The sequence below is a fragment of the Pseudoalteromonas sp. 68 DY56-GL68 genome, assembly GCF_041414825.1.
In the GTDB taxonomy this organism is placed as follows: domain Bacteria; phylum Pseudomonadota; class Gammaproteobacteria; order Enterobacterales; family Alteromonadaceae; genus Pseudoalteromonas.
The window spans coordinates 424,535-447,434 of the sequence record NZ_JAOCZL010000020.1; the positions used below are offsets into that span (position 1 = coordinate 424,535).

General features: G+C 39.8%; 20 protein-coding genes. 12 read left to right on the forward strand and 8 right to left on the reverse strand.

Annotation, left to right across the window (positions count from 1 at the left end; genetic code table 11):
• Window positions 1-8 precede the first annotated feature (8 nt).
• Together NYF15_RS13825 and NYF15_RS13830 are read left to right on the forward strand one after the other, a co-directional pair.
• A complete protein-coding gene (locus tag NYF15_RS13825) occupies window positions 9-1,079 on the forward strand; it encodes an AI-2E family transporter (protein WP_130150653.1) in 1,071 nt (356 codons plus the stop codon).
• A 129-nt stretch (window positions 1,080-1,208) separates the two neighbouring features.
• On the forward strand, window positions 1,209-3,464 hold the full coding sequence (locus tag NYF15_RS13830) for an aminotransferase class V-fold PLP-dependent enzyme (protein WP_371353849.1): 2,256 nt from the start codon (window positions 1,209-1,211) through the stop codon (window positions 3,462-3,464).
• A 101-nt stretch (window positions 3,465-3,565) separates the two neighbouring features.
• On the opposite strand, the gene NYF15_RS13835 is transcribed toward NYF15_RS13830, so the two are convergent.
• Complete coding sequence (locus NYF15_RS13835; RefSeq protein WP_130150655.1) at window positions 3,566-4,594, reverse strand: LacI family DNA-binding transcriptional regulator; 1,029 nt, start codon at window positions 4,592-4,594, stop codon at window positions 3,566-3,568.
• Between the two features lie 353 nt (window positions 4,595-4,947).
• Between NYF15_RS13835 and pgi the strand changes: the two genes are divergently transcribed.
• The 5 genes from pgi (at window position 4,948) to NYF15_RS13860 (ending at window position 13,838) form a co-directional block, all read left to right on the forward strand.
• Window positions 4,948-6,594 carry a glucose-6-phosphate isomerase gene (pgi, locus tag NYF15_RS13840; protein ID WP_371353850.1) on the forward strand — a complete coding sequence of 549 codons (1,647 nt, stop codon included), beginning with the start codon at window positions 4,948-4,950 and terminating at the stop codon, window positions 6,592-6,594.
• Between the two features lie 262 nt (window positions 6,595-6,856).
• Entirely contained in the window at window positions 6,857-8,329 is a 1,473-nt protein-coding gene (gene zwf, locus NYF15_RS13845; protein WP_341802981.1) for a glucose-6-phosphate dehydrogenase, read from the forward strand.
• Window positions 8,330-8,334: 5 nt separating this feature from the next.
• The gene (pgl, locus tag NYF15_RS13850; RefSeq protein ID WP_193987536.1) at window positions 8,335-9,045 is read left to right on the forward strand and encodes a 6-phosphogluconolactonase; all 711 of its coding nucleotides are present in this window, start codon (window positions 8,335-8,337) and stop codon (window positions 9,043-9,045) included.
• Window positions 9,046-9,652: 607 nt separating this feature from the next.
• Entirely contained in the window at window positions 9,653-12,247 is a 2,595-nt protein-coding gene (locus NYF15_RS13855) for a TonB-dependent receptor (RefSeq protein ID WP_341802980.1), read from the forward strand.
• Between the two features lie 76 nt (window positions 12,248-12,323).
• Window positions 12,324-13,838 (forward strand): tryptophan halogenase family protein, encoded by a 1,515-nt coding sequence (locus tag NYF15_RS13860; RefSeq protein WP_371353851.1) that lies wholly within the window; start codon window positions 12,324-12,326, stop codon window positions 13,836-13,838.
• Between the two features lie 34 nt (window positions 13,839-13,872).
• On the opposite strand, the gene NYF15_RS13865 is transcribed toward NYF15_RS13860, so the two are convergent.
• Complete coding sequence (locus tag NYF15_RS13865; RefSeq protein WP_371353852.1) at window positions 13,873-14,583, reverse strand: DUF6445 family protein; 711 nt, start codon at window positions 14,581-14,583, stop codon at window positions 13,873-13,875.
• 246 nt (window positions 14,584-14,829) lie between these two features.
• Here NYF15_RS13865 and NYF15_RS13870 point away from each other — a divergent pair, with 246 nt between their 5' ends.
• Together NYF15_RS13870 and NYF15_RS13875 are read left to right on the forward strand one after the other, a co-directional pair.
• On the forward strand, window positions 14,830-15,534 hold the full coding sequence (locus tag NYF15_RS13870; protein WP_130150662.1) for a SapC family protein: 705 nt from the start codon (window positions 14,830-14,832) through the stop codon (window positions 15,532-15,534).
• A 125-nt stretch (window positions 15,535-15,659) separates the two neighbouring features.
• Window positions 15,660-16,694 (forward strand): isoaspartyl peptidase/L-asparaginase family protein, encoded by a 1,035-nt coding sequence (locus NYF15_RS13875; protein WP_371353853.1) that lies wholly within the window; start codon window positions 15,660-15,662, stop codon window positions 16,692-16,694.
• A 61-nt stretch (window positions 16,695-16,755) separates the two neighbouring features.
• Here the strand turns inward: NYF15_RS13875 and queF are convergent, their stop codons facing one another.
• Window positions 16,756-17,601 carry an NADPH-dependent 7-cyano-7-deazaguanine reductase QueF gene (gene queF / locus NYF15_RS13880; protein WP_371353854.1) on the reverse strand — a complete coding sequence of 282 codons (846 nt, stop codon included), beginning with the start codon at window positions 17,599-17,601 and terminating at the stop codon, window positions 16,756-16,758.
• 59 nt (window positions 17,602-17,660) lie between these two features.
• Here queF and syd point away from each other — a divergent pair, with 59 nt between their 5' ends.
• A complete protein-coding gene (gene syd / locus NYF15_RS13885) occupies window positions 17,661-18,200 on the forward strand; it encodes a SecY-interacting protein (RefSeq protein WP_371353855.1) in 540 nt (179 codons plus the stop codon).
• A gap of 60 nt (window positions 18,201-18,260) precedes the next feature.
• Here syd and NYF15_RS13890 read toward each other — a convergent pair whose 3' ends face one another.
• From NYF15_RS13890 to NYF15_RS13900, 3 genes are all read right to left on the reverse strand, one after another.
• Window positions 18,261-19,034: a Zn-ribbon-containing protein gene (locus NYF15_RS13890; RefSeq protein ID WP_130150666.1), complete on the reverse strand. Its 774-nt coding sequence runs from the start codon at window positions 19,032-19,034 to the stop codon at window positions 18,261-18,263.
• A complete protein-coding gene (locus NYF15_RS13895) occupies window positions 19,034-19,300 on the reverse strand; it encodes a hypothetical protein (protein ID WP_062569950.1) in 267 nt (88 codons plus the stop codon). The genes NYF15_RS13890 and NYF15_RS13895 overlap by 1 nt, the downstream gene beginning before the upstream one ends.
• Before the next feature lie 154 nt (window positions 19,301-19,454).
• Window positions 19,455-19,685, reverse strand: coding sequence for a DUF2789 domain-containing protein (locus NYF15_RS13900; protein ID WP_036969581.1), 231 nt, complete (start codon window positions 19,683-19,685; stop codon window positions 19,455-19,457).
• Window positions 19,686-19,831: 146 nt separating this feature from the next.
• Here NYF15_RS13900 and NYF15_RS13905 point away from each other — a divergent pair, with 146 nt between their 5' ends.
• Window positions 19,832-20,479, forward strand: coding sequence for a GNAT family N-acetyltransferase (locus NYF15_RS13905; protein WP_371353856.1), 648 nt, complete (start codon window positions 19,832-19,834; stop codon window positions 20,477-20,479).
• A gap of 670 nt (window positions 20,480-21,149) precedes the next feature.
• Here the strand turns inward: NYF15_RS13905 and NYF15_RS13910 are convergent.
• Window positions 21,150-21,449 carry a DUF3301 domain-containing protein gene (locus NYF15_RS13910; protein ID WP_062569953.1) on the reverse strand — a complete coding sequence of 100 codons (300 nt, stop codon included), beginning with the start codon at window positions 21,447-21,449 and terminating at the stop codon, window positions 21,150-21,152.
• Window positions 21,450-22,478, reverse strand: a complete 1,029-nt coding sequence (locus NYF15_RS13915; protein WP_371353857.1) for a DUF3549 family protein — start codon at window positions 22,476-22,478, stop codon at window positions 21,450-21,452.
• A gap of 106 nt (window positions 22,479-22,584) precedes the next feature.
• On the opposite strand from NYF15_RS13915, the gene NYF15_RS13920 reads away from it, so the two are divergent.
• Entirely contained in the window at window positions 22,585-22,899 is a 315-nt protein-coding gene (locus tag NYF15_RS13920) for a YqcC family protein (protein WP_119853339.1), read from the forward strand.
• Window position 22,900 lies beyond the last annotated feature (1 nt).

Here is a 22,900-nt window from a genome sequence, read left to right on the forward strand (position 1 = left end):
GCCTGTTTGTGTTTGAATACGTTAAAGCTTGGTACGAAAATAAGTTTTCTGATCCTCATTCAGTTACGCTGTTATTACTTTTAATAGCAACAGTTGCATTGTTTTATTTCTTTGGCTCATTAATTGTACCTGTGCTCGTTGCATTGGTGATTGCATATTTGCTTGATTGGCCTGTTGTTCATTTAGAAAAGCTCGGTTTAAAACGTTTTACAGCCACTGTGTTGGTGATGTTGGTGTTTAGTGGCTTAATGTTAATGATCATTATTGGTATGGGGCCTGTTTTATGGCAGCAAACAAGTAATTTAGTGCAAGAAGCCCCGCACATGGTCGAGCAAGGAAAAGCCTTCTTAATGCATTTGCCTGAAGACTACCCCAATCTGATCACAACAGATCAAGTTAAATCTATTGTCAGTAGTGTAGAGACGAAGGTTATTGAGTTTGGCCAAGTTGTTCTATCTGTCTCGCTTACTTCTTTAAAAGATGTCGCAGCATGGTTGATCTATCTTATTTTAGTCCCGCTGTTAGTTTTCTTTATGCTTAAAGATAAACAAGATCTTATTAAAAGTGCTGAGCGTTTAATCCCTAAGCAACGTCGTTTAATCCTGCAAGTATGGCAAGAGATGAATCAGCAGATTATGAATTACATCCGCGGTAAAGTGTTTGAAATTTTGATTGTTGGTACAGCTTCTTTTATTGCCTTTGCTGTGCTTGATTTACGTTATGCAGCATTACTCAGTGTGCTTGTTGGGCTTTCAGTACTTATTCCGTTTGTGGGAGCGGCATTGGTAACGATCCCCGTTGCTGCTGTGGCGTTGTTTCAATTTGGTCTGGAGACCCAGTTTTGGACCATATTGATCATTTACGGCATTATTCAAGCGCTCGATGGCAATGTGTTGGTCCCTTTATTATTCTCTGAAGCTGTTGACTTAAACCCTGTGTTTATCATTGTTGCAGTGCTGTTTTTTGGTGGGCTTTGGGGGTTCTGGGGAGTATTCTTTGCTATTCCTTTAGCATCACTTGTCAAAGCGTTAATAAATGCTTGGTCGAGCAAGCAGGATCATTTGATAGAGAGCAAATAGTTCAGCCAGTTCTTTAGCATTAAAAAGTATAGAAAACGCACTTTACTGCTTAATTGATTATTACTCTTATACACAGTAAAAATGTAAAATACGTTATAAGATATATCTTTTAGTAATATGGTGCGTTTAATGGCTAACTTTTTTTTCTCCGATGATGTAAATCAGCAAATCTATTTAGATGCAAATGCAACGACACCTGTACTTCCTGAAATTGCTGATATTGTCTCTCATACAATGCAAGTTTGCTTTGGTAATCCGTCAAGCTCTCACATTACAGGTATTCAAGCTAAGCACTTGCTGGAGCAAACTCGCCGTAAAGCCCGTGATGTAATTGGGGCGACTGATGGTGACATCTTGTTTACTTCAGGCGCAACAGAAGGTATTCAGACGGCTGTCGTATCGACTTTAATTGCCGCAAAACATCATAAAATAGATAACCCAGTATTGCTTTATGGTGCAACAGAGCATAAAGCGGTTCCTAATACGCTTAAGCACTGGAATACAGTGCTAGATATTAATGCTGAAGTTCTTGCGATCCCCGTTGATAAAAATGGCATTTTAGATCACGAATTTATTGCTAGGCATGCGGCGCGCGCGTTAATGATTTGTACCATGGCAGTGAATAATGAAACTGGTGTGTTCCAAGACCTAACAGCAATTGAAAAAGTGATCCGCAGTAAAAATACGGATGTTGCTTGGATGGTAGATTGTGTACAAGCACTAGGAAAAACGGACTTATCACTCAGTAAAACGACAATTGATTACGCACCATTCTCAGGGCACAAGCTATATGCACCCAAAGGGATAGGTGTTTTGTATATTCGCAAGGGTAGTGCATATACGCCATTTATAGCTGGAGGTGGCCAAGAAAGTGGCATGCGCTCAGGCACTGAAAACTTACCAGGTATTGCAGGGTTAAATAAACTTTTTTCATTGTTGTTAGATAAAGAAGACAATGTTTTTAAACCTATTGAGCAGCTAGATGCTTATCGCAAGCAGTTACATGCAGCATTAGTGGATACCTTTGGTGACATTACATTTAATCACCGCTTTGCATGCTCAGTACCCACAACATTAAACTTTGCGGTTAATGAGTTAACAAGCAAAGAAGTGATGGATTTATTTGATGCTGCGGGTATTCGTGTCAGTGGTGGGTCTGCATGTAGCTCAGGGGCGAATCGTAGTTTTGTTCTCGATGCTATGGGCGCATCTGATTGGCAAAGTGAGAATGCCATTCGCATGTCGTTTGGGCCAGCAGCAAGCCAGCAAGAAATTGATTATGCGTGCGAGAAAATTCGTTCATTAAAACCGATTCTTGAAGCAAACTGTTTAGTTGTTTCAGACAGTACAACACCACAGCATGAGGTGTGTGCGATTGGTCTAACTCAATTAAGACATCAAGCTGCGTGCTGCTGGTTATATGTTGATAGTAACAAGCATGCGGTGATTATCGATCCTATTATTGAACTTATTCCGCGTTTAGCAAAAATGGTTGCGACACAAGGATTAACAGTTCACGCTATTTTAGACACCCATCAACATCAAGAGCGACTTTCTGCAAGATGTTTATTGAGTAAAGAGTTGGGTGAACACTGTATTGCTGGTGAAGTCGATGCACTAGGCTGGCCAGTTAAGGCCGAACAGATTGAACTAACCGATATGTGTTTGAGCAAAGTCGCTACACCAGGGCACAGTCAAGACAGTGTTAGTTATTTGCTCAAAGATAACAAAACAAAAGCTATTAGTTATTGTTTTTGTGGAGACTTAATTTTACCTGGAGGGTTAGGTAATACTTCGCTTGAAGGTGGTGATGCCGCTCAGATGGCTCAATCATTAAAGTACATTGCAAATACCATAGATGATAAAACAGTGATTTGTTCTGGTCATGATTATCAACAGTGCTTCGCAATGGATTGGCATGCTCAGCAGTCGACAAATCCGCTATTAATCAAATTGCTCAACGAGCAGATTTCTGACGCCGAGTTTATTGAGCTAAAGCAACAAAGCGATCAGCAAAAGCAAACTGTAAATCATACGTTGTGCGGTTATGTCGAAACATTAGAAAGCGCGCCCATGAAACAGCTCACATCAACAGAAGCAAAAGCAATGCTTTGCCAAAAGGACACCTATCTAATCGATACGCGCGAGCCTTATGAGCATAGTGTTGTTGATATCGCAGAGCAGTTTAAGATTGATGACTCTCACGTGATTAATATTCCACTTAGCCGCATGGCTAATGAGATTATGCAGGGGCATCTAAATAAATGTAATTGTTATATCTTAATATGTCGCAGTGGGAACCGCTCAAAACAAGCTGCAAATAACTTATCTCAATTAGGTTTTGAGAATGTTTATAACCTAAATGGTGGGTTAGCGTTACTGTAGCGAACAATACCAGTTCGCACTAATGCTTAATCATTTAATTAAGTGAGTTAATATAAGAAAGCCGCATGTTAATGCGGCTTTTTCGTAACAGTATTGAATCGTTAGATTTTTGGCCCTGAACTTTCACGAACAACTAATGACGGGGTAAATGTCGTGATGATCTCTTTGTCTTGGTTCCGTGCCCCTCGTGTCTTTCTAAATAATAGGCGAGCAGCGTGCTGAGATATAACATCATTGGCTTGATGAGCTGTTGTCAGTTTTGGCCATGTTTGACGCGAGAAAGGCGAGTCTTCGAATCCTGTAATAGACAATTGCTCAGGGATCTCAATTCCCATTAAACGTGACGCAAATAAGGCACCAGCTGCCATTTCATCGTTTCCGCCTAAAAGAGCCGTTATTTGTAGCGGATTATCGGTTCCCAAGAGTGCTTTCGCACCTTCAACACCTGACTCAAACGAATATTGGCCTTCGTAGATTAGCTCATCATTTAGGGCAATATTGTGATCTTTTAATGCTGCTTGATAACCTTCTAAACGTTCTGTTGTTGATTTATGCTCTTTATCACCACATAAAAAGCCAATATGAGTATGACCTAGCGATAATAGGTGAGAGGTAATTTCGTAAGCGGCTTCATAGTCATTAACAAAGATGCAGGTATCTTGCTCTTCATCAGTAGGGCGGCCAGATAACACACGAACGTAATGAATCCCCATTTCATCGAGCATATCAATAATACTACTTTGTTCAGATAAAGGAGGGGTTAGCACTAAGCCGGCTAAGCGAGAACGCTTAATCATGGTTTTAAAGTCATCTTCCATGTTGCTGTCTAGATAATTGCATGGATGGATAACCAGCTCATAACCTTCTTCCTTGCAGCGGGATAAAACACCATTTTGCATATCGATAACATAGTATGCATTTGGGTTGTCATAAACTAAGCCAACAGTGAAAGAGGATGTTCCGGCAAGGTTACGAGCTGCTAAGTTTGGTTGGTAGTTAAGCGTATTAACAGCGTCCATGACGATATCGTAGGTTTTTTTTCTAACCGATGGCTCTTTATTTATGACTCGCGACACGGTTTTCATGGAAACCCCCGCAAGCTTAGCTACATCATTTATTGTTACTTTCATACTGTTACTTTATAGTTAGTTTAAATTGTATTATAATAATACTGAAAGATGGTTAGCCCATGCACTTTAATTTTTAATAAATACATTAATATTTAATATAAGTTGTTTAGTGTATCGAATGTTCAAACAAATTAGCAGTAAAATAATTGAGATAATTTTTATGATACCGGTGTCAAAAGAGAAAAATTGCGCTATTATCTCGACTATAAAATGTAAAAGTAGAACATTGACAGCGTTGTCATTTTAACTTAGTGTTAACCAACTTCGTGTTTTTAATTGCTGTCTTTATTCATTTTTAATTAAAAAGATAGTTACATATCAAATTGTTGCAAGTTTTTTAGGGGATTTCATTTATGAGCAACCGTTCGCAGTTAACTAGTTGGCAAGCATTGAGTGACAGTGCAAAAAAGATGAAACAAATTCATCTTAAAGATTTATTCGCCAATGACAGCTCGCGCTTCGAGCAGTTTTCCGCTCAAATCCCAGGTGTTTTATTTGATTATTCAAAGCAACATATAGATAAAACAGTATTCGAGCAGCTGATTGCACTCGCGAATGAATGTGATATCAGCTCATGGCGTGAAAAAATGTTCACCGGTGAAAAAATTAATATCACCGAAGATCGTGCCGTACTTCATACTGCATTGCGTAACCGCGCTAATACACCTGTTATGGTTGATGGCGATAATGTAACGAATGACGTTAACAACGAACTCGCAAAAATGAAGCAGTTCGTTAATAAGGTTCGCAGTGGTGAGTGGTTAGGTTACACAGGTAAGGCCGTAAAAGATGTTGTGGCCATTGGTGTTGGCGGCTCAAACTTAGGCCCACAAATGGCTACTGAGGCACTTGCAGCCTATGCCGATGACACATTGAAAGTTCATTATGTTTCAAATGTTGATGGCGTACAGATTGCCTCTGTATTAAAAGAGTTGAATGCTGAAACAACGCTTTTTGTTATTTCATCAAAAACATTTACAACATCTGAAACCATGACCAATGCAAAGTCGGCGGTTGAATGGTTTTTACAATCGGCGCAAGCACAAGAGCACATTGCCAAACACTTTGTAGCTGTGAGCACTAATTTAGAAAAGACAGCCGCGTTTGGAATTGCAGATGAAAACGTATTCACAATGTGGGATTGGGTCGGTGGTCGCTTTTCACTGTGGAGTGCGATAGGATTACCAATCGCATTGTATTTAGGCTTCGAAGCGTTTGAAGAGATCCTTGAAGGTGCGTTTGAAGTTGATGAACATTTCAAGTCGGCTAAATTTGAACAAAACGTACCGCTATTAATGGCGCTATTAAGTGTTTGGAATACCAGCTTTTTAGGTCATACATCGCAAGCAATCTTACCGTACGATCAAGCATTGCATATGTTACCTGCTTATTTACAGCAAGGTGAAATGGAAAGTAACGGTAAACATGTAAACTTTGCTGGCGAAACAGTACCTTATACTACAGTGCCTATTATTTGGGGTATGACTGGTATAAATGGTCAGCACGCATTTTATCAATGTTTGCACCAAGGTAATGTAATTGTGCCTGCTGATTTTATTGCATCTATTGAGCCGCAAGTGAATGTTGGCAAGCACCACGATATTTTATTATCAAACTTCTTTGCTCAAACAGAAGCCATGATGGCAGGCGTTGATGCAGAGCAAGTAACGGCTGATTTAACCGCGAAAGGTAAATCGGAATCCGAAATTGCAGAATTACTGAATCATAAGATTCACCAAGGCAACCGCCCAACAACGTCAATGTTACTAGACAAAGTGGATGCAAAAACAGTGGGTCGCTTAATTGCGCTTTATGAGCACAAGATCTTCTGCCAAGGCATTATCTTAGAGATTTGTTCATTTGACCAATGGGGTGTTGAACTAGGTAAAGGACTTGCCTCTAAAATTGAAGCTGAACTATTTGATGACGCAGTGAGTCACCCACACGATAGCTCAACCAATGGACTGATCGCTTACTATAAAACACATCGTAAGCAGTAAAAGATTCGCAGCATTAGCTGTAAACCAAATACCTTTGAACGGGTAGCGCTGGAGTTCTTAGGGCCTGTATTTTTGTGAGAGGATTTACAGAGCCCCTAAGACTCATTTACTTCAGCCAAAATAAGAACAATGAGTAAGCTACTTACATAAATTCAATAGGCTTTGTTAAATGTTTTAAACATCGCCAATCATCCAAATAACAATTCGCATTGCCACACTGCACAAAGTGAAAACATGGCATTGCCAATGTAGAGAGTGATATATGCTAAATCCATTTGATATCGTAATTTTTGGGGGCGGTGGCGATCTTGCGTTACGCAAATTACTACCTGCAATGTATCGCGCTTATCAAGAGGGCAACCTGCCTCAAGGTTCTCGCATTCTCCCTACGGTACGTGACCAAAGTAAACAACAAGAATACATCGAAACAGCGCATAAAGCGTTACAAGAGTTTCTTGCCAAGGGTGAATATAACGCCAAAGACTGGAAAGCATTTTCAGCTTATTTAGTGCCAGTTGTGACCAATGTTACAGAAGCGGATGCTGATTGGGATAAGTTAAAAGATATCTTAGATGAGCACGAAGCTGATAAATCTCGTGTATTTTATCTGTCACTACCGCCAGCTGTGTACGGTAGCTGCTGTGAGATTTTATCATCAAAAGGTCTAATCACAGACACATCCCGTGTAGTTGTTGAAAAGCCGATTGGTTATTGTGGTAAATCCGCGGAAGAAATTAATGCAAAAATTGCCGAGTATTTTACTGAGGAACAGATTTTCCGAATCGACCATTACCTTGGTAAAGAAACGGTACAAAACTTAATGGCCCTGCGTTTTTCAAATTCATTGTTTGAAAATCTTTGGGATGCTAAGTCGATTGATAATATCCAAATCAGTCTATCAGAGACAGTGGGCCTTGAAAGTCGTGCTGGCTTCTACGATAAAGCAGGTGCACTTCGTGATATGGTACAAAACCATTTATTACAGCTGCTTTGTCTTGTTGCAATGGAGTCGCCAAACAAATTAACAGCCAATAGCATTCGCACAGAAAAACTAAAAGTGCTTGAATCACTACGTCCGCTTGTTGCTGAAGATGTTGATGCAAATATTGTCCGAGGCCAATATGTACCTGGTAATTTAGATGGCAAAATCGTGCCTGGGTACTTAGAAGAATTAAACGAAGGCGCAAGTAAAACAGAAACATTTGTTGCTATTCGTGCGCATATTGATAACTGGCGTTGGGCAGGTGTTCCTTTCTATCTTCGCACTGGTAAACGTATGAAAAAGCGTTGTGCTGAAATTGTTGTTGAGTATAAAAAAGTTTCTCACAATGTATACAGCGATAACGTTGGCAATATTGAGCCAAACCGCTTAGTGATCCGCCTGCAACCAGAAGAAACAATTCAATTAACGCTTATGTCAAAGCGTCTTGATAATTTAGAAATGCAGTTAGAGCCTGTGACAATGAATATTGAGTTGTCTCAAGCATACAGTAATGGTTTCCATTCTGATGCATACAAACGTTTAATGCTTGATGCGGCTGCTAATAACCCATCACTATTTATCCACCGTGATGAAGTTCGCCAAGCGTGGAAGTGGATTGATCCAATTATCGAACGTTGGCAAGAAAAAGGCGCTCCTTCGTTATACCGTGCAGGTAGCTGGGGTCCAGAAGATGCTGATGAATTACTAGATGAAAATAATCATGTATGGTTTAACACTGGCGATAAGGCGTAAATACGATGGCAACAATTGTTGAAAAATTCTTTGCGACTAAAGATGAGTTAACAGCTGAGCTTTCTTCAAGTTTAGAGCAAAGTTTAGTATCAGGCATTAAACAAGATGGCCGTGCTGTATTAATGGTATCGGGTGGTTCGTCACCGGCGCCTGCGTACAAACACTTATCTAACCTTGAGCTTGATTGGGCAAATATTGATGTTGCTATGGTTGATGAGCGTTGGGTTGATGCGTCACATGAAAAAAGTAATGAAGCATTTATCAAAAGCACGTTATTACAAAACCAAGGCGCAGCAGCTAACTTCATTACGATGAAAAATAGCGCAGCGACTGCAAAAAAGGGTGTTGCTGAATGTGAAGCAGCATACCAATCTTTAAAGCGTCCTTTTGATGTAACAATTTTAGGTATGGGGCCAGATGGCCATACTGCTTCTCTTTTCCCACATGCTGAAGGTTTAGAGCATGGTTTAGCTACAAATGATTTAGTTTGCGCTATTAATGCTATTGAAAGTGATGTTACAGGTAAGATAACTGAGCGTATGACATTAACACTTGCTGCAATTGCTGATTCTAAAGTGGTTAAGTTATTAATCAGTGGCGAAGAAAAGCTTGAAGTGTATAAACAAGCAAAGCAGGGCGGGGCTGTTGCAGACATGCCTTTACGCGCTGTTTTGAATCACCCAACAATTAATATTGAAGTTTATTGGGCTCCATAATTACTTGTTTTAAAAACATTAAACGAAAGCGAGCTTGAGGCTCGCTTTTTTATTTAAATAAGGAACAAAAAGCATTAGACATTAAATAATATGCTCGTTATAATTTAAAAATGACAACGCTGTCATTGGTATTGGTTTTTATTCTCAATCCCCTTAACGCTTTCTGCCCAGAAAAAGTTAAATAAAATTTATCAATGTTGGCGTGGTTATAAAAAAACACCCCAATTTAAAACTAATTGATTGTTAGTTAAGTCTTTTTTTATAACTTTTGGTTATGGCTAATAATTAACCTCTGGAAAGTAAAGCTTACAAAAATTGCTTAAAATAGGTGCTTTGTACCTAAAAACTCTCAACTATGCTTTTCATATACTTCAAATCTCATGTTATATTTGCGCCGTTTAAATGTAACAATTCTTAAATACTCAATATTAAATTTCATTAATTTCAATATCTTAATTATTTTGTTGTAAATTTTTTGCACAAAACAGCCAAAAAGATGTAGCACAAATGTAATTTAGAGTGTATGGTTTGTTACTAGATGACAGCGTTGTCATCATCACTGGGCAGAAGTGATATAAAACCAACAAAATGATTCAAGGGGAATCCTGTGTTAGCTAAAAATTTTAAGAAAAGCTTATTAGCAGTTAATATCGGTCTTGTAATGAGTGCCGGATTCACTGGTGCTGCATATGCGGCAGATGAAACAAAAGTTCAAGAGGACGTTGAAGTTATTGAAGTTCGCGGTATTCGCCGTTCACTTGAAGCGTCAATGAATACAAAGCGCTTTGCTGACAGCGTTGTCGATGCTGTTTCTGCAGAAGATGTGGGTAAGTTTCCTGATGGTGACGTAGGTGAAGCGCTTGGTCGTATCTCGGGCGTTGCAGTTAACCGTCAGTTCGGTCAAGGCCAGCAAGTATCGATCCGTGGTGCATCTAGCCAACTTACACGTACTCTTTTAAACGGTCAAACAGTGGCATCAACTGGTTGGTACGACCAACAGTCTATCGACCGTAGCTTTAACTACACTTTATTACCACCTGAGCTTGTAGGTGAAATCCAGGTTTATAAATCTTCACAAGCTGACATCGTTGAAGGTGGTGTAGGTGGTACTGTTATTGTTAATACACGCAAACCACTAGACCTTGATGCTGGTACTACTTTCTTAAGTGCTAAAGCAGATTACGGTACGATTTCTGAAGAAACTGACCCGCAAATCTCAGGTTTATTTAGCTGGAAAAATGACGAAGAAACATTTGGTGTTCTAGGTTCAGTTTCATGGGCAGAAACGAACTATCAACGTAATGGTATTGAGTCACTAATTGGTTGGGGTGACATTGTTCCTACCACTTTCCAACAAGAGCGTGAGCGTACAGCATTAAATGCTACATTCCAGTATCGTCCAACTGAAAATCTAGAATTAGGCTTGAATATCATGAGCCTAGAGTTAGATGCAAACAACGCAAATACCTCAAACTTCGTGATGTTCCCTGACGATAAAGATGCAGCGTGTGAACAAACGAATGCATCAGGTACGTGTACTTTCTACCGTCGTACTGGCGAAGGTGCAAATCCAGGTTGGGTACAAACATGGGCGCGTATTGCGAGCATGACATCAGATACAGCTGATTTTAGCCTTAAATATGAAGGTGAAAACTTCACATTAAAAGGTCGTTTCGGTACTACTGAATCAGAAGGTGGTACAGACTTAACAGCAAACTACGGTAACTTCATTGGCTTACCATCTGATTATGCGGGTACGTATGATGCAACTGGCGAAGTAATTAAAATTGATATCAATAACAAATACTTTGAACCGTCAGATTTTACAGGTCCACTTTCTCCAGCTGGTTGGGCACTTAAAAAGCAACCTAATACAGATGAAGAAACCTATGCACAGTTAGATCTTACTTTCCCAGTAGATTTTGGTGCGATTACAGCTATTAAAACAGGTTTCCGCTGGGCTGATCACGAAGTTAAACAAGAGACTTACTCAACAACGTTAGTTGATGTATTACCTACAGGTGATGGTGAAACATACTTCTCAGGTACTATGTCATCAGGTGCAGGCTTCACACTTCCTGAGCCAGATTTCGACAAAATGGTAACTGATGCGTACGCTTCTATCGCTAGCTTTGATAATGACTCAGATGTATATCGTTCAGGCTACGGTACAATTGAAGAAGAAAACTTTGCTGTGTATGCAATGGCAGAATTCTCTGCAGAATCTATTCGTGGTAACTTTGGCTTACGCTATATTTCTACAGATGCTGAATCTGACTACTATGGCTTTGCCAACGGTACTTATGAAAGCACATTAAGCACAGATAAAGCGAGCTACAACGATATTTTACCAAGCATTAACATTGCTTTTGATATCGCTGAAGATGTGATTCTACGTACTTCTGCAGCACAAGTTATTGCACGTCCTAACTATACAGATATGTTCTCTGCGTCTTCATTTGCAGGTTATTCAGATGGCACTGCAGGTAACGAAGTATTAACAAAAGGTAATGTGGGTCTTAACCCATTCAAAGCAACTCAGGCCGATTTAGGCATCGAGTGGTACTTTGATGGTGATGGTATGGTAAGTGCGACGTACTTCTTTAAAGACATCACTTCATTTGTTACATCTAGTCAAATCTTAAACCAACAGATTGGTGTATTTGACCCTGATACACAAGGTGATAACTGGACTCTTTCAACTAAGTTGAATGCAACGGGCGGTCAAATTGAAGGTATCGAGCTACAAATTCAAGATGGTTTTGACAGTGGTTTTGGTTACTCAGTTAACTATACGTTTGTAGATGCACCGTCTGAGGCTGAAAATTACCCAGATCAAATTCCTCTATTCTCTGATTCATCTGAGCATACAGTAAACTTAGTGGGTTACTATGAAACAGATACTTACTCAGCGCGTTTAGCTTATAACTGGCGTTCAGAGTACATGATTCGTGAGCTTCCTGGTTTCTATGGTAACCGTGAGCACCAATCGTACGGTACATTAGATTTCAGCGCGAACTACAGTGTAACTGATAATATTGATGTAACATTTGAAGCTGTTAACTTAACCGAAGAAGACAGCATTCAAATTGGTGTTGCACCAAGTGATGCTGAAGTGGTTCCAGAGCTTCGCAATGGCTACCCAGCATGGAGCTTTGAAGGTGAAGCACGCTACAAGCTAGGTGTTACGCTTCGTTTCTAATTTTAATTAGATAACGAATCTATTAAAGCCCAGTTTGTACTGGGCTTTTTTGTGAGTAAATGAAAGCGAGTTAATAATGATAAAGAAAATCGCAATTGTTGGTGGCGGAACCGCAGGCTGGTTAGCTGCTAATCATTTAGGGCAGTCTCTGCAAGGAAGTAACATTGAGATTACTTTAATAGAATCACCGACTATTCCTACAATCGGTGTTGGCGAAGGTACAGTGCCTTCAATGCGCAACTCATTACAAAAGTTTGGTATTAGCGAAAGCGATTTTATTAATGAATGTGATGTGACATTTAAGCAATCAATTAAGTTTGTTAATTGGTTGGATAAAACAAAACATGGCAGTAACTTTTATCATCATTTGTTTGATCATCCTCATATTTTCGGTGAGCAACTAACAGATGCTTGGCTTGCTTCAAATGAGTCGTCTGACTATGCTTCGTTTGTTTCAAAGCAGCACTTATGTTGTGAAAAAAACTTGGCACCCAAGACGATTACTACCCCAGAATTTATGGGCATTAATGGCTATGCTTATCATTTTGACGCCAAAAAATTTGCTGCATTTTTAAGTCGTCACGCAGAGCAATCTTTTTCTGTAAAACATCATTTTGCAGATATAAAAGATGTTGTAGTAGATGATGCAGGCTACATAACACACTTAGTTGATGAACATGATGTGGCAATGGCATTTGACTTTGTTATTGATTGCACCGGTTTTTCTGCAGCAATTCTTGGCAACAAGCTGGGAGTTGAGTTCTTAGATAAGTCAGCTTGCCTACTAACAGACACTGCGATCACTCTACAAGTTCCTACCTCGCCAGATGATGAAATTCCTCCCTATACAATTGCAACCGCGCACCAAGCAGGCTGGATTTGGGATATTGCCCTCACACAGCGAAGAGGTGTTGGTTTTGTGTATTCATCTAAATATATGACTGAACAACAAGCGTTAGACAAATTACACACATATTTAGGTGAAAAATTTAACCACCTTACCCCCAGAAAAATTCCCATGAAAGTAGGGCGAAGGGAAAAAATGTGGCATAAAAACTGTATCGCCATTGGTCTATCTCAAGGGTTTGTAGAACCACTCGAAGCCACTGCAATTTTAATCGCTGACTTTTCTGCTAACCTACTAGCAAAGCGTTTTCCTCGCTGTAAAGCGGATATTGCATTAGTGATTGATGACTACAATCGCCATGTTAATTACGTGTGGGAGCAGACGTTTGACTTTATAAAAATGCATTACTGTATTTCAGACAGAACCGATTCTGAGTTCTGGATTGATAACCGTAAAGATGAGCAATTATCACAGCAATTGAAAAATAACTTAGCGCGTTGGCAAAGATTTGCGCCAAATAGAGAAGACTTTGCAAGTAAATTTGATTTGTTCGACCTTGAGAATTACTTGTATGTGCTGTTTGGAATGCGCTACCTTCCTGCATCAGACACACTAAATACTGTGTGCGGTTTTGAGCAATTAACGTCATTAAAGCAGCAACGAGTTAATCAATTGCTAGATGAGCTTCCAACACACAGAGCGTTGCTCGAGAAAATTAAAAAGTTTGGAATGCAAAAACAGTAAACAGCAAATAAGTGGCTTTTAATTAACAAGCCACTTATTCAATTCTAAAAAATGATGAAATAGAGAGTCGGCTATTTTTAATATCTTGGCTATATGCTAGGTTGTTTTTTAAGGCCGCACTATGAAGCAGGTTGCTTTTATAAAGTACCACACGGTTTGGTTTTGCCTCTATATCAATAACCTTTTCAAATAGCTCCGTACTTTCATCTAAATAGCCTTGATGTGTACTTTCATGTTGTTGTACATTTTTAATTATATCGTGAACGATATTTTGATTTTCAGCGGTAATTTTAATTGTATTTGTTGGTTTGTATTTATAAATACCTGTACCACCCCATTCTTTACTTGATAAATAATGTACGGCAGCAAACGTTTTATCATCTGTTGAATCAATATGTGGCATGCGTTGCATGACATGTAATTCATTAGCAGATTGCGTAACGACCGAGAGCTTACATTTATGCAAATAGAGATTGTTATTTCCAGAATCTATAACACCATGCGTTATTAAGCTTTGTAATAGTTGTTCAAATACTCGGTAATAAGGCGCTGGCATTTCGTCGCGTTTTCCTGGGTACAAGGTGCCGTCTGTGCCGATAGGTTGAAAGTATGCGACGTTTGATGCGAAATGATAAACACCTTGAAGGTGGCTTAAAAAATCATCGATAATAATGATGTTTTCATCAATACTTTCAATATTGATTACCTGCACTTTATAGTTTTTATTTAATTGATAATTTTCCATTTAAATGCTCAGTAAATTCCTCATCATTAATGAATATACTAACAAAAATAATTAGTTAGAGGCGAGGGAATTTTGCCTTAATTCACCGCTTTTCTAGGCTGTTTTTTAACCGTTGTTGAGTAATTATTTGTGTTAAAAAATAATGTACAATCTGCCACAAAATTTTCACTTCCTTTTTGTGTCTAAAACCGATAGGCTTTGGGCACTAACAGCAAAACATATATAAAATTATAATGGAGCAGTATCATGGCGGAGCAACAAGTACAGCCTTTACATAACGAAAAACATGCCAACACTAAAATTCAAAACGGCATCCATGTCGAGTTCATGAAATCTCAGCATTTAGTTCCTGTGGTTGCCCACGAATTTGCACGTATCGCAAATGAATTTCCAATGGCTTTTGTTAAAAATAATGAATCAGGTCAATTCCAAGCTGTTGCGATTTTTGGTCTGGAGCCAGGCGAAAACTTATTTATCGAAGATGACAAATGGACAGCCGCTTTCGCACCTATGGCGATGACACGTTATCCTCTTGGTCTAGTAAAACACCCTGAGGGTGACCAATTTGGTATTGTTATTGACGAAGCAAGCCCACTTGTAAGTGAAGAAGCGGGTAATGCTCTTTTCGAAAATGGTGAAGAGACTGAATATCTTAAACGTCGTAAAGAAGCACTTGTTTCTTTCATCGAGTTTTCTCAAGTAACAGACGCATTCACTAAGTTCTTAGCTGATAAAGAACTTTTAGTTGCGCAGACATTAACTGTAGATATCAAAGGTGAGAAAAAAGACATCAGTGGTATTTACCTTGTAGATGAGAAAAAGCTAAACGCATTAAGCGATGAAGAGTTCCTTGAGCTTCGTAAGCGTGGCTATTTAGCGCCTATCTACTCATTCTTAACGTCTACTCATCAAGTAGCACGTCTAGCACGTTTGAAAGCTGCTAAAGCATAATTTTAAACTGCTAAAGAAAAGCGCCATTTGGCGCTTTTTTTATTTCTTTCATCGGGTAATACTTGAAAATTGCCGACGAATTATTCACATTGGGCTTATCACCAAAATAAATATAAGTGCCCATTATGTTAAAAACATTACTCACCTCAGCTATTGCGCTCAGCGCATTGTCACTCAGTGTTCCAACTTACAGCGCAGAGCAGCCGTTTGCTATTGCCATTCATGGTGGTGCTGGCACCATAGAAAAAAGCCGCTTTACAGCAGAGCAAGAAAAAGCCTATCGGGCAAAATTAAAAGAGGCAGTAGAAACTGGCTACACAGTGCTAGAGAAGGGCGGTGAGAGCTTAGATGCAATTACAGCAGCTATAAATGTACTTGAAAACTCGCCATTTTTTAATGCTGGTCGTGGTGCTGTGTATACCTATGATGGCGCGCATGAATTAGATGCTTCGATAATGGATGGCCGTAATCGACAAGCTGGCGCAGTTGCAGGCATTAAACACATTGAAAACCCAATTAACCTTGCTCGTTTAGTGATGGAAAAGTCAGTGCACGTGATGCTGAGTGGTCAAGGGGCTGAAGATTTTGCAAAAACGCAAGGTGTTCCTTTGGTTGAAAATAATTTGTTTGATACAGAAAATCGCTATGAAGCACTTTTAAAAGCTAAAGAAAAATTAGATAAGCAAAAAGTAACCAGTAAAGATTACCAAGCTGCACATCAAGCCTTGCCAGTTAATTATAAAATGGGCACCGTCGGTGCCGTTGCGCTCGATAAAAACGGCAATATCGCCGCAGGCACTTCAACCGGTGGTATGACAGCAAAACGCTTTGGCCGTGTTGGTGACTCGCCAGTAATTGGTGCCGGTACGTTTGCTGAAAACGAATCATGTGCAGTATCTGCAACAGGGCATGGCGAGTACTTTATTCGCTACAATGTGGCAGCTGATATTTGTGCGCGTGTAAAATACCAAGGTAAAACGATTGTTGAGGCGGGTAACGAAGTGATTCACGATGTTTTAATGCCTGTTGGCGGCACAGGTGGCGTGATCATCATTGATGCTAAAGGCAATATCAGCTTACCGTTTAATACTGCGGGTATGTATCGTGCGAGTAAATCAAATACATCACCAACGTATGTGGGTATTTTTAAAGACGAATAATTACTCGTAATTGCCTGACAATAAAAAACCGAGTTCAACTCGGTTTTTTATTGTCGTTTACTTATTGACGATTAATTTTCACCTTAAAGGGCGTTTCGTCTTGATTCGTTGAGCGATAAGGGTTGATGTCTAAACCTCCGCGGCGTGTATAGCGGGCATACACTTCAAGCTCTTCAAGGTCTAACTGCTGCATTAAATCACAATAAATACGCTCTACACACTGCTCATGAAACTCGTTATGAGTACGAAACGAAATCAAATATTTTAATAAGGCTTCATGGCAGATTGCTTGACCTTTGTAGCGAATAATCACGCTTGCCCAATCTGGCTGTGAGGTAATTAAACAGTTCGATTTTAGCAAGTGGCTGTGTAGTGTTTCTGAGATAACGTCATTGCCATTGTGACGAAGCGAGCTTGCGTCAATATCGTAACTGTTGATTTCGATATCAAGATCATCAATACACTCGCCTGGTAACGCGGTAAATGGCAAGCAGTTATAATCGTCAGCTTTATATAAAGTGACGACGACAGGCGCATTCACGGCGGCAGATAAGTCGCTAGAAAGAGCTTGCTGTACGTCTTCAATAGCTGCAAAGCGTGTCTGGTTAAAACTATTCAGATACAGCTTGAATGATTTTGACTCAATGATGTGACTGCTTTGGCAAGGAAACACAAATGTCGCTACAGCAACCATTGGTTTACCCTTATTATTGAGCCACGATAACTCATAGCCAGTCCAAATATCTTGCCCTTTAAATGGTAAGTTATTTTCGCTAACACCTAATGCGTCACGATTAAGTTTACGGGCAATAGGAAACAATAAGCTAGGTGTGTAGGTGTCTATATACTCAGTTGATTTACCAAGCACACTGTCTTTTAATTCGGGAGAGTTGCTGTAATCTGTCATCTTTACACTTTTGTGGTTACAATGGCGACATTATACCCAAAGCTAATGAGTTTCGCAGTATGTCCGTTTCTTTAAAACTAGAAAAACTACACCAAGCATTTAGTGAAAAATGCCTAGAGCGCACGGAAAGATTACCCGTTATTGAGCATGATGAAGCATGGCCTAGCCCGTGTGAGCAAGGTGATGTTGATGAGCAAGGCCTTATTCAGTGGCGAGCAGCAGCGCAACAGCCCAAGGGATCTTTAAATGATTTAGCAAATGCTTTAGAGCTTAATTTTCCTGAAGAGCTGGATGTGTTATTTGGTCACCTGTATGCAGGAAACTTGCTAGTTCGTATCGACGATCATCATATTGAGTTGCTGCAAGCATGGAATGAAGATGATTTTAGCCGTTTGCAGCAGAATATTACTGGCCATGTACTCATGAAACGTAAGTTAAAGCAGCCAGAAACGGTGTTTATTGGTCTTACAGAGCAAGATGATTTACTTATTACTGTACTGGTTGAAAGCGGGGAGGTTTGCTTAGAGTATGTGGGTAAAAAGCCACATCACGTACTCGCAAACAGCATCAGTGAGTTTTTAGATAAAGTAACGGTGTAAACTTAATAAGTAAAAGGGGCGATTGCCCCTTTTGTGTATCTGGTTATTGCATTTATTGAGTTATTGAAAGTCCCACGAGATATTCGAAACAATGCCACAGGGCTCGCAACGAAAATCAAATAAGCCAAACCATGGTTCGGGCAGTCTCCAATCTCCATTACAGCTAGGGCAACGACGTTCAAGCTCTGATTCTTTATCGACTCCACCAACGCGATACAAATAGTAATAAACTGGCTTCTTTGTTAGGTAGCTAATACGCTTAGTGATATCTCGCCCACGGCGGTATAAATCACTGTTGATACTGGTTAGCTCCTCAAGAGCAGGAAATTCACAGCGGGTTGCACCATTGATCTGAATTTGATCGCATGCTTGCCAGTCTTCTTGCCATTTTATCAGTGTTTTGTAATCACCATTGGCAATCGCAGGAATGCGGAATAACGGCACAGGTAAAAAGTCATCACCACAATAAACAGGGCTACAGGTATGCACGTAGGTAGTGTATAAAATATAGCACGACGGATCATGACACATGTCTGCGCCATTTGAGTGAATGTCTTGGCCGATCACTTTAACTTTTGGTGCAAGTAAACCCGCAGTGTGCAGTTGCTCAATACTGTGCTTTACAAACGGGCTATTATTAAGAGGATGCATTGCATCTTCGGTCGGGCACATCACGCGGGTGATAAAAAATCCATCTTTTAAAACTGTAGGAAATTCATCCCCAATAATCTGGCCGTTAAAACGAAGCGCATTGACTAAGCGGTTTATCGCCTGCTCAGCAAGCTCTAGGGTGGTATCTTGGTAGCAATCAAAAGTCAGATCGACAACAAACATTATTTTTTCTCAAGCAGTGCTAATAACCTATCTAATTTTGCTTCGATACGATCCAATTGACTTTCTTTTGGTGTACTCAGTTTCTCATTTGATGGGTTATTAATGAAATTTTTAATTGAATCCGGATTGTTTTTATATTGGCTTACAGCTGCAATAATTACTGGCATCGGCATAGGTTCTGCTAGCTTACTTTTTGTTAGGGCAACTGTTGGGGTTTTACCTTCATCAAGAAGGGTTTTAATTGCATCAAATACAACGGCATTCATTTTTGTATAAACTCTTTAATAAAGACTAAAAAGCACCGTAGCGTATGGGCCACAGTGCGCGTGTATGGTAGCAATAATAGAGATGGAGTGAAATTAATTTCCTTATTTACACGCTAAAATTAGGTATATTAGTGTGTAAATAAGGGAGCGAAAGCTACTGGCGTAACCTTGCGTCTAATTCGTCAATCACCTCGCTCCATGCACCATCTTCAGCTAACGACTCGGCTAGAAAATGTTGCTGTGCTTCATCCCAAAACGGAGCTTCCTGTAACAAAGTTGTATCTGACAATTGATGTGAGGCTATAAAAGCGTCTATTTCGCTTTCTTTACTTGGTAAACCAAGTTGTGCAAAGAGGGTTGAAATATCATGTTTTGTCGTATCCATAGTTCTACTCCTTGTGTATGGTGATAATTTATTACTGCTTAAAAATAATAATGGAGAATGTCAGTTTAACTTACGCTGAATTTGTTTTTAGCTTTGCTTAGGTATATATATAGTCTAGTGGTAAAAATAATAAAGCCAAACAAAGGATGAGTATGACAACGATAGCCGAACACGACACATTCAGTGTGCAATACCTCAGTGCTGAAGATATCAGTATAGCTGCAAGTCTTATTTACCAAGCTTATTATGATGACCCTGTGTTAAAGAATGTACTTGGATACCAACCAGATAGCCCCACTAAATACGAAAGTAAGCTCAGAGCCCTTGTGCGTGAAGAACTGGCCAGCTTTTGGCAAGAAAAGCAGCCGTTAATTGGGTTGTACTCTCAAAAAAGATTGAAAGCCGTTGCGTGTGTTTTTGACTCAAACAGTGAACTTCAAGCCGAACGTTACTGGCACTGGCGCTTGAAATTAATGCTTAGTGCAGGGTATTTGCAAACCAATCAATTGATTGAAAAAGAGCGCACAATACGAGAAGCATTATCGCAAAAAGCACCTTATTTATTTTTAGCCTTTATTGCCGTGGACCCGCACTTTCAGGGGCAGGGCCTTGGGCGTTATTTACTAAGAGGACTTGATGATTTATTACAAAGCAGTCCTAATACATCGGGTCTCGCTGTATTTGTGACACGTGCGGAACAGCGCGAGTTTTTTACCTCAGAGAGCTTTGAAATATTTAAGTCACTAAGCTTTAATCAGGTTAATGGTGACCTTATGTTTAAGAGTGCAAAATAACCAACGGACGTTTTGGAAATTGCAATGTGAGACTTATCTCACATTGCTGTAAGTATTATCAGAATAAATACTCAAATTTTGTACCCGTTTTTGCTTATCTTAATGTTTTTAAAAGAATTCTTATATCTTACTTTAATATGAACGCAAAAAAATTGCTTTTTGTACCTATCCTGATTTCTCCATTCCACTAAACTTAATCATGTCAAGACGACACAGGTTCAATGAATGAACTGATGCCAAGGATTAGGACGCTGGCAATTTAGCAAAGATGCTTAGCAGGAAGCAAAAGGACAGAAGCAAAAGGACAATTTAAAAGGGAAGCAAGGACGACTAAGGAAACTGCTAGGATGCAGTACGATCGCGGAGCGGTTGAAAAGGATTGAGTAAGGGATTATTTAGCAGGAAGCTAAAGGAGCGTTTGGAAAACGAAGTGGATAGCCATTGATGGCAAGAGGACGACACCGGGATGTGTTAAATGCGACATGATGTTGCATGGTGGGTGTATCTGGATGTATACCCGTTCAGGGGATAGAAAAAAACGGCAGCTTCGGCAAGAGTAGGGATACTTTATCATGGAAGTAGCAAGATTGAGGCGTGGCTAGTAGCTACGCCTTAGTTCTTTCTGGGCTTTGTATTTTTCGCAATCAAAATTACTTCGTTTATACGCAACTTAAATTTTGTGCGGTGGTATCACTACACTCTTAAGCAATTCGTTTTCCATGATCAAAACGCCTTGATATACGCTTTGCCCATCACTTGAAAACTCAAAAATAAACTCGCTTTTAATACCCGGTTTACCACTTTTTAAAATCCCAAGTCGGCGTTTATTACAAGCGACACTCATCAATTGCACATTTAACTGCTCAATTTGTCTTTGTGCATGGAGGTTAGCTGCTTCGGCTACTTTTCTGTTTAACCAAAAAAAGTAGATGATGCTGCCAATGATAATGAGTGTCCACAAGCCTGCCATTTACGAAAATAACCTTCCAATTGCTCGAGCGAGTGTTTCGCTTCGATTTTCTAGTCTTAATAAACCTAATAAGTGAGGGCGAATACTCGGAATTGCAACTAAATCGGTGAAAATACTCACAAACAGTTGCTCAATTTCAGTGTGGTGTGCACAGCAATCCATAAACACATGTAAGCGTTCTGGGTCTTCTAGTGTGCTAAAACAACGCCCTGCAATCGTTAATAGTACATCTGAGTGGGTGTTCATATCAGAGCGTAATACAGCATCAACAAGTTGTGCAGTTAAACCTTGCGCTGGTGTTTTTGATAAGCTTCTAAGAGCTGCAACAAGCGCAATGTCGTCTTTTTGTTCTATGGCGTTTAAACCATAGGCTAACAATTGCTCTGCAAATACGGGTTCGATTGCAACATGTTCAAGCATTGCACTTAGCGGTTGTAATACTTCGACAGGTAATTGCCCCCAAGCTGCTTGTAGGTTTGCTAAATTGTTGTCGTTATCTAAACGCATCGCAAAATCAGCAATACCTTGTACTGCAACACTTTGCCAATTATCAAACCCCAGTTTGCCTGAAAAATACAACTGAGCATATTCGTAGTACTGTGAAGCACTTTGTTTAAGTAAACATTTAACCTGTGCATTAAATGCAGCTAGCTTGTTGGCGTTTGGCGTAAATACATACGGGTTGTTATCAAGTTTGCCCTCGGCATTTTCACCGGTAATTTCTGTACCAAGTGCTTCAATTACCATACTTGCAAAGTGATCGCGGCTTGCGCTTACTAGGCGGCTTTGCTCATCTAATGGAAATTTTAAAAACCATACATAAGGTTCTTTAGACGCTTTTACATCCCAAAATTGAATAGCAAGCCAAGCATGACCAGCAAGCGGGTATGGGTAAGGGATTTTTGTTTCTTCAATGGCAAGAAATTGTTTTTTGTCTAATTTCGTGATGTGTCTGCCAATATCGAAGGCACGCCAAGTGGTACCTGCTGCATCCAGAAGTTGCCCTAATGTGGCGATCTGCTCAGTCATAAAATCTCAATTACCGTAATTAATCTATATCAGGCGCGAATTATACGCCATACCATGGCGCCTTGGAACAGGGTATACTAAGCACAAAGGTATTAAGAGTTTTACAATGCATCAACAGACTTTGGCGCTGCTGCGCGAATTAGAATCCACATTACAACGCCATTCACTTTGGCAAACAACACCGATTGACCCAAGTGCACTCAATTCTAGTGTGCCGTTTTGTCATGACACCATGGCTTTTGAGCAATGGCTGCAATTTGTTTTTCTTGAAAAAATGCATGCTTTAATCACACATGCTCAGCCTTTACCCCGTAATTTTGCAATTGCGCCTATGGCTGAAATGATGCTGGTACAACACAGCGGTGCTAATGAAGTAATTAGTGTTTTACAAAAACTCGATCAACTTTTGAGTGATGACTAAG

Bases quoted from the DNA above. Each gene is read 5' to 3' on its own strand.
- NYF15_RS13865 (WP_371353852.1), bottom strand. From the start codon at position 14,583: ATGGAAAATTATCAATTAAATAAAAACTATAAAGTGCAGGTAATCAAT.
- NYF15_RS13870 (WP_130150662.1), top strand. From the start codon at position 14,830: ATGGCGGAGCAACAAGTACAGCCTTTACATAACGAAAAACATGCCAAC.
- NYF15_RS13895 (WP_062569950.1), bottom strand. From the start codon at position 19,300: ATGAATGCCGTTGTATTTGATGCAATTAAAACCCTTCTTGATGAAGGT.
- NYF15_RS13905 (WP_371353856.1), top strand. From the start codon at position 19,832: ATGAGTATGACAACGATAGCCGAACACGACACATTCAGTGTGCAATAC.
- NYF15_RS13900 (WP_036969581.1), bottom strand. From the start codon at position 19,685: ATGGATACGACAAAACATGATATTTCAACCCTCTTTGCACAACTTGGT.
- NYF15_RS13875 (WP_371353853.1), top strand. From the start codon at position 15,660: ATGTTAAAAACATTACTCACCTCAGCTATTGCGCTCAGCGCATTGTCA.
- NYF15_RS13830 (WP_371353849.1), top strand. From the start codon at position 1,209: ATGGCTAACTTTTTTTTCTCCGATGATGTAAATCAGCAAATCTATTTA.
- NYF15_RS13835 (WP_130150655.1), bottom strand. From the start codon at position 4,594: ATGAAAGTAACAATAAATGATGTAGCTAAGCTTGCGGGGGTTTCCATG.
- pgi (WP_371353850.1), top strand. From the start codon at position 4,948: ATGAGCAACCGTTCGCAGTTAACTAGTTGGCAAGCATTGAGTGACAGT.
- NYF15_RS13910 (WP_062569953.1), bottom strand. From the start codon at position 21,449: ATGGCAGGCTTGTGGACACTCATTATCATTGGCAGCATCATCTACTTT.
- NYF15_RS13890 (WP_130150666.1), bottom strand. From the start codon at position 19,034: ATGTTTGTTGTCGATCTGACTTTTGATTGCTACCAAGATACCACCCTA.
- syd (WP_371353855.1), top strand. From the start codon at position 17,661: ATGTCCGTTTCTTTAAAACTAGAAAAACTACACCAAGCATTTAGTGAA.
- queF (WP_371353854.1), bottom strand. From the start codon at position 17,601: ATGACAGATTACAGCAACTCTCCCGAATTAAAAGACAGTGTGCTTGGT.
- NYF15_RS13860 (WP_371353851.1), top strand. From the start codon at position 12,324: ATGATAAAGAAAATCGCAATTGTTGGTGGCGGAACCGCAGGCTGGTTA.
- zwf (WP_341802981.1), top strand. From the start codon at position 6,857: ATGCTAAATCCATTTGATATCGTAATTTTTGGGGGCGGTGGCGATCTT.
- NYF15_RS13920 (WP_119853339.1), top strand. From the start codon at position 22,585: ATGCATCAACAGACTTTGGCGCTGCTGCGCGAATTAGAATCCACATTA.
- NYF15_RS13915 (WP_371353857.1), bottom strand. From the start codon at position 22,478: ATGACTGAGCAGATCGCCACATTAGGGCAACTTCTGGATGCAGCAGGT.
- pgl (WP_193987536.1), top strand. From the start codon at position 8,335: ATGGCAACAATTGTTGAAAAATTCTTTGCGACTAAAGATGAGTTAACA.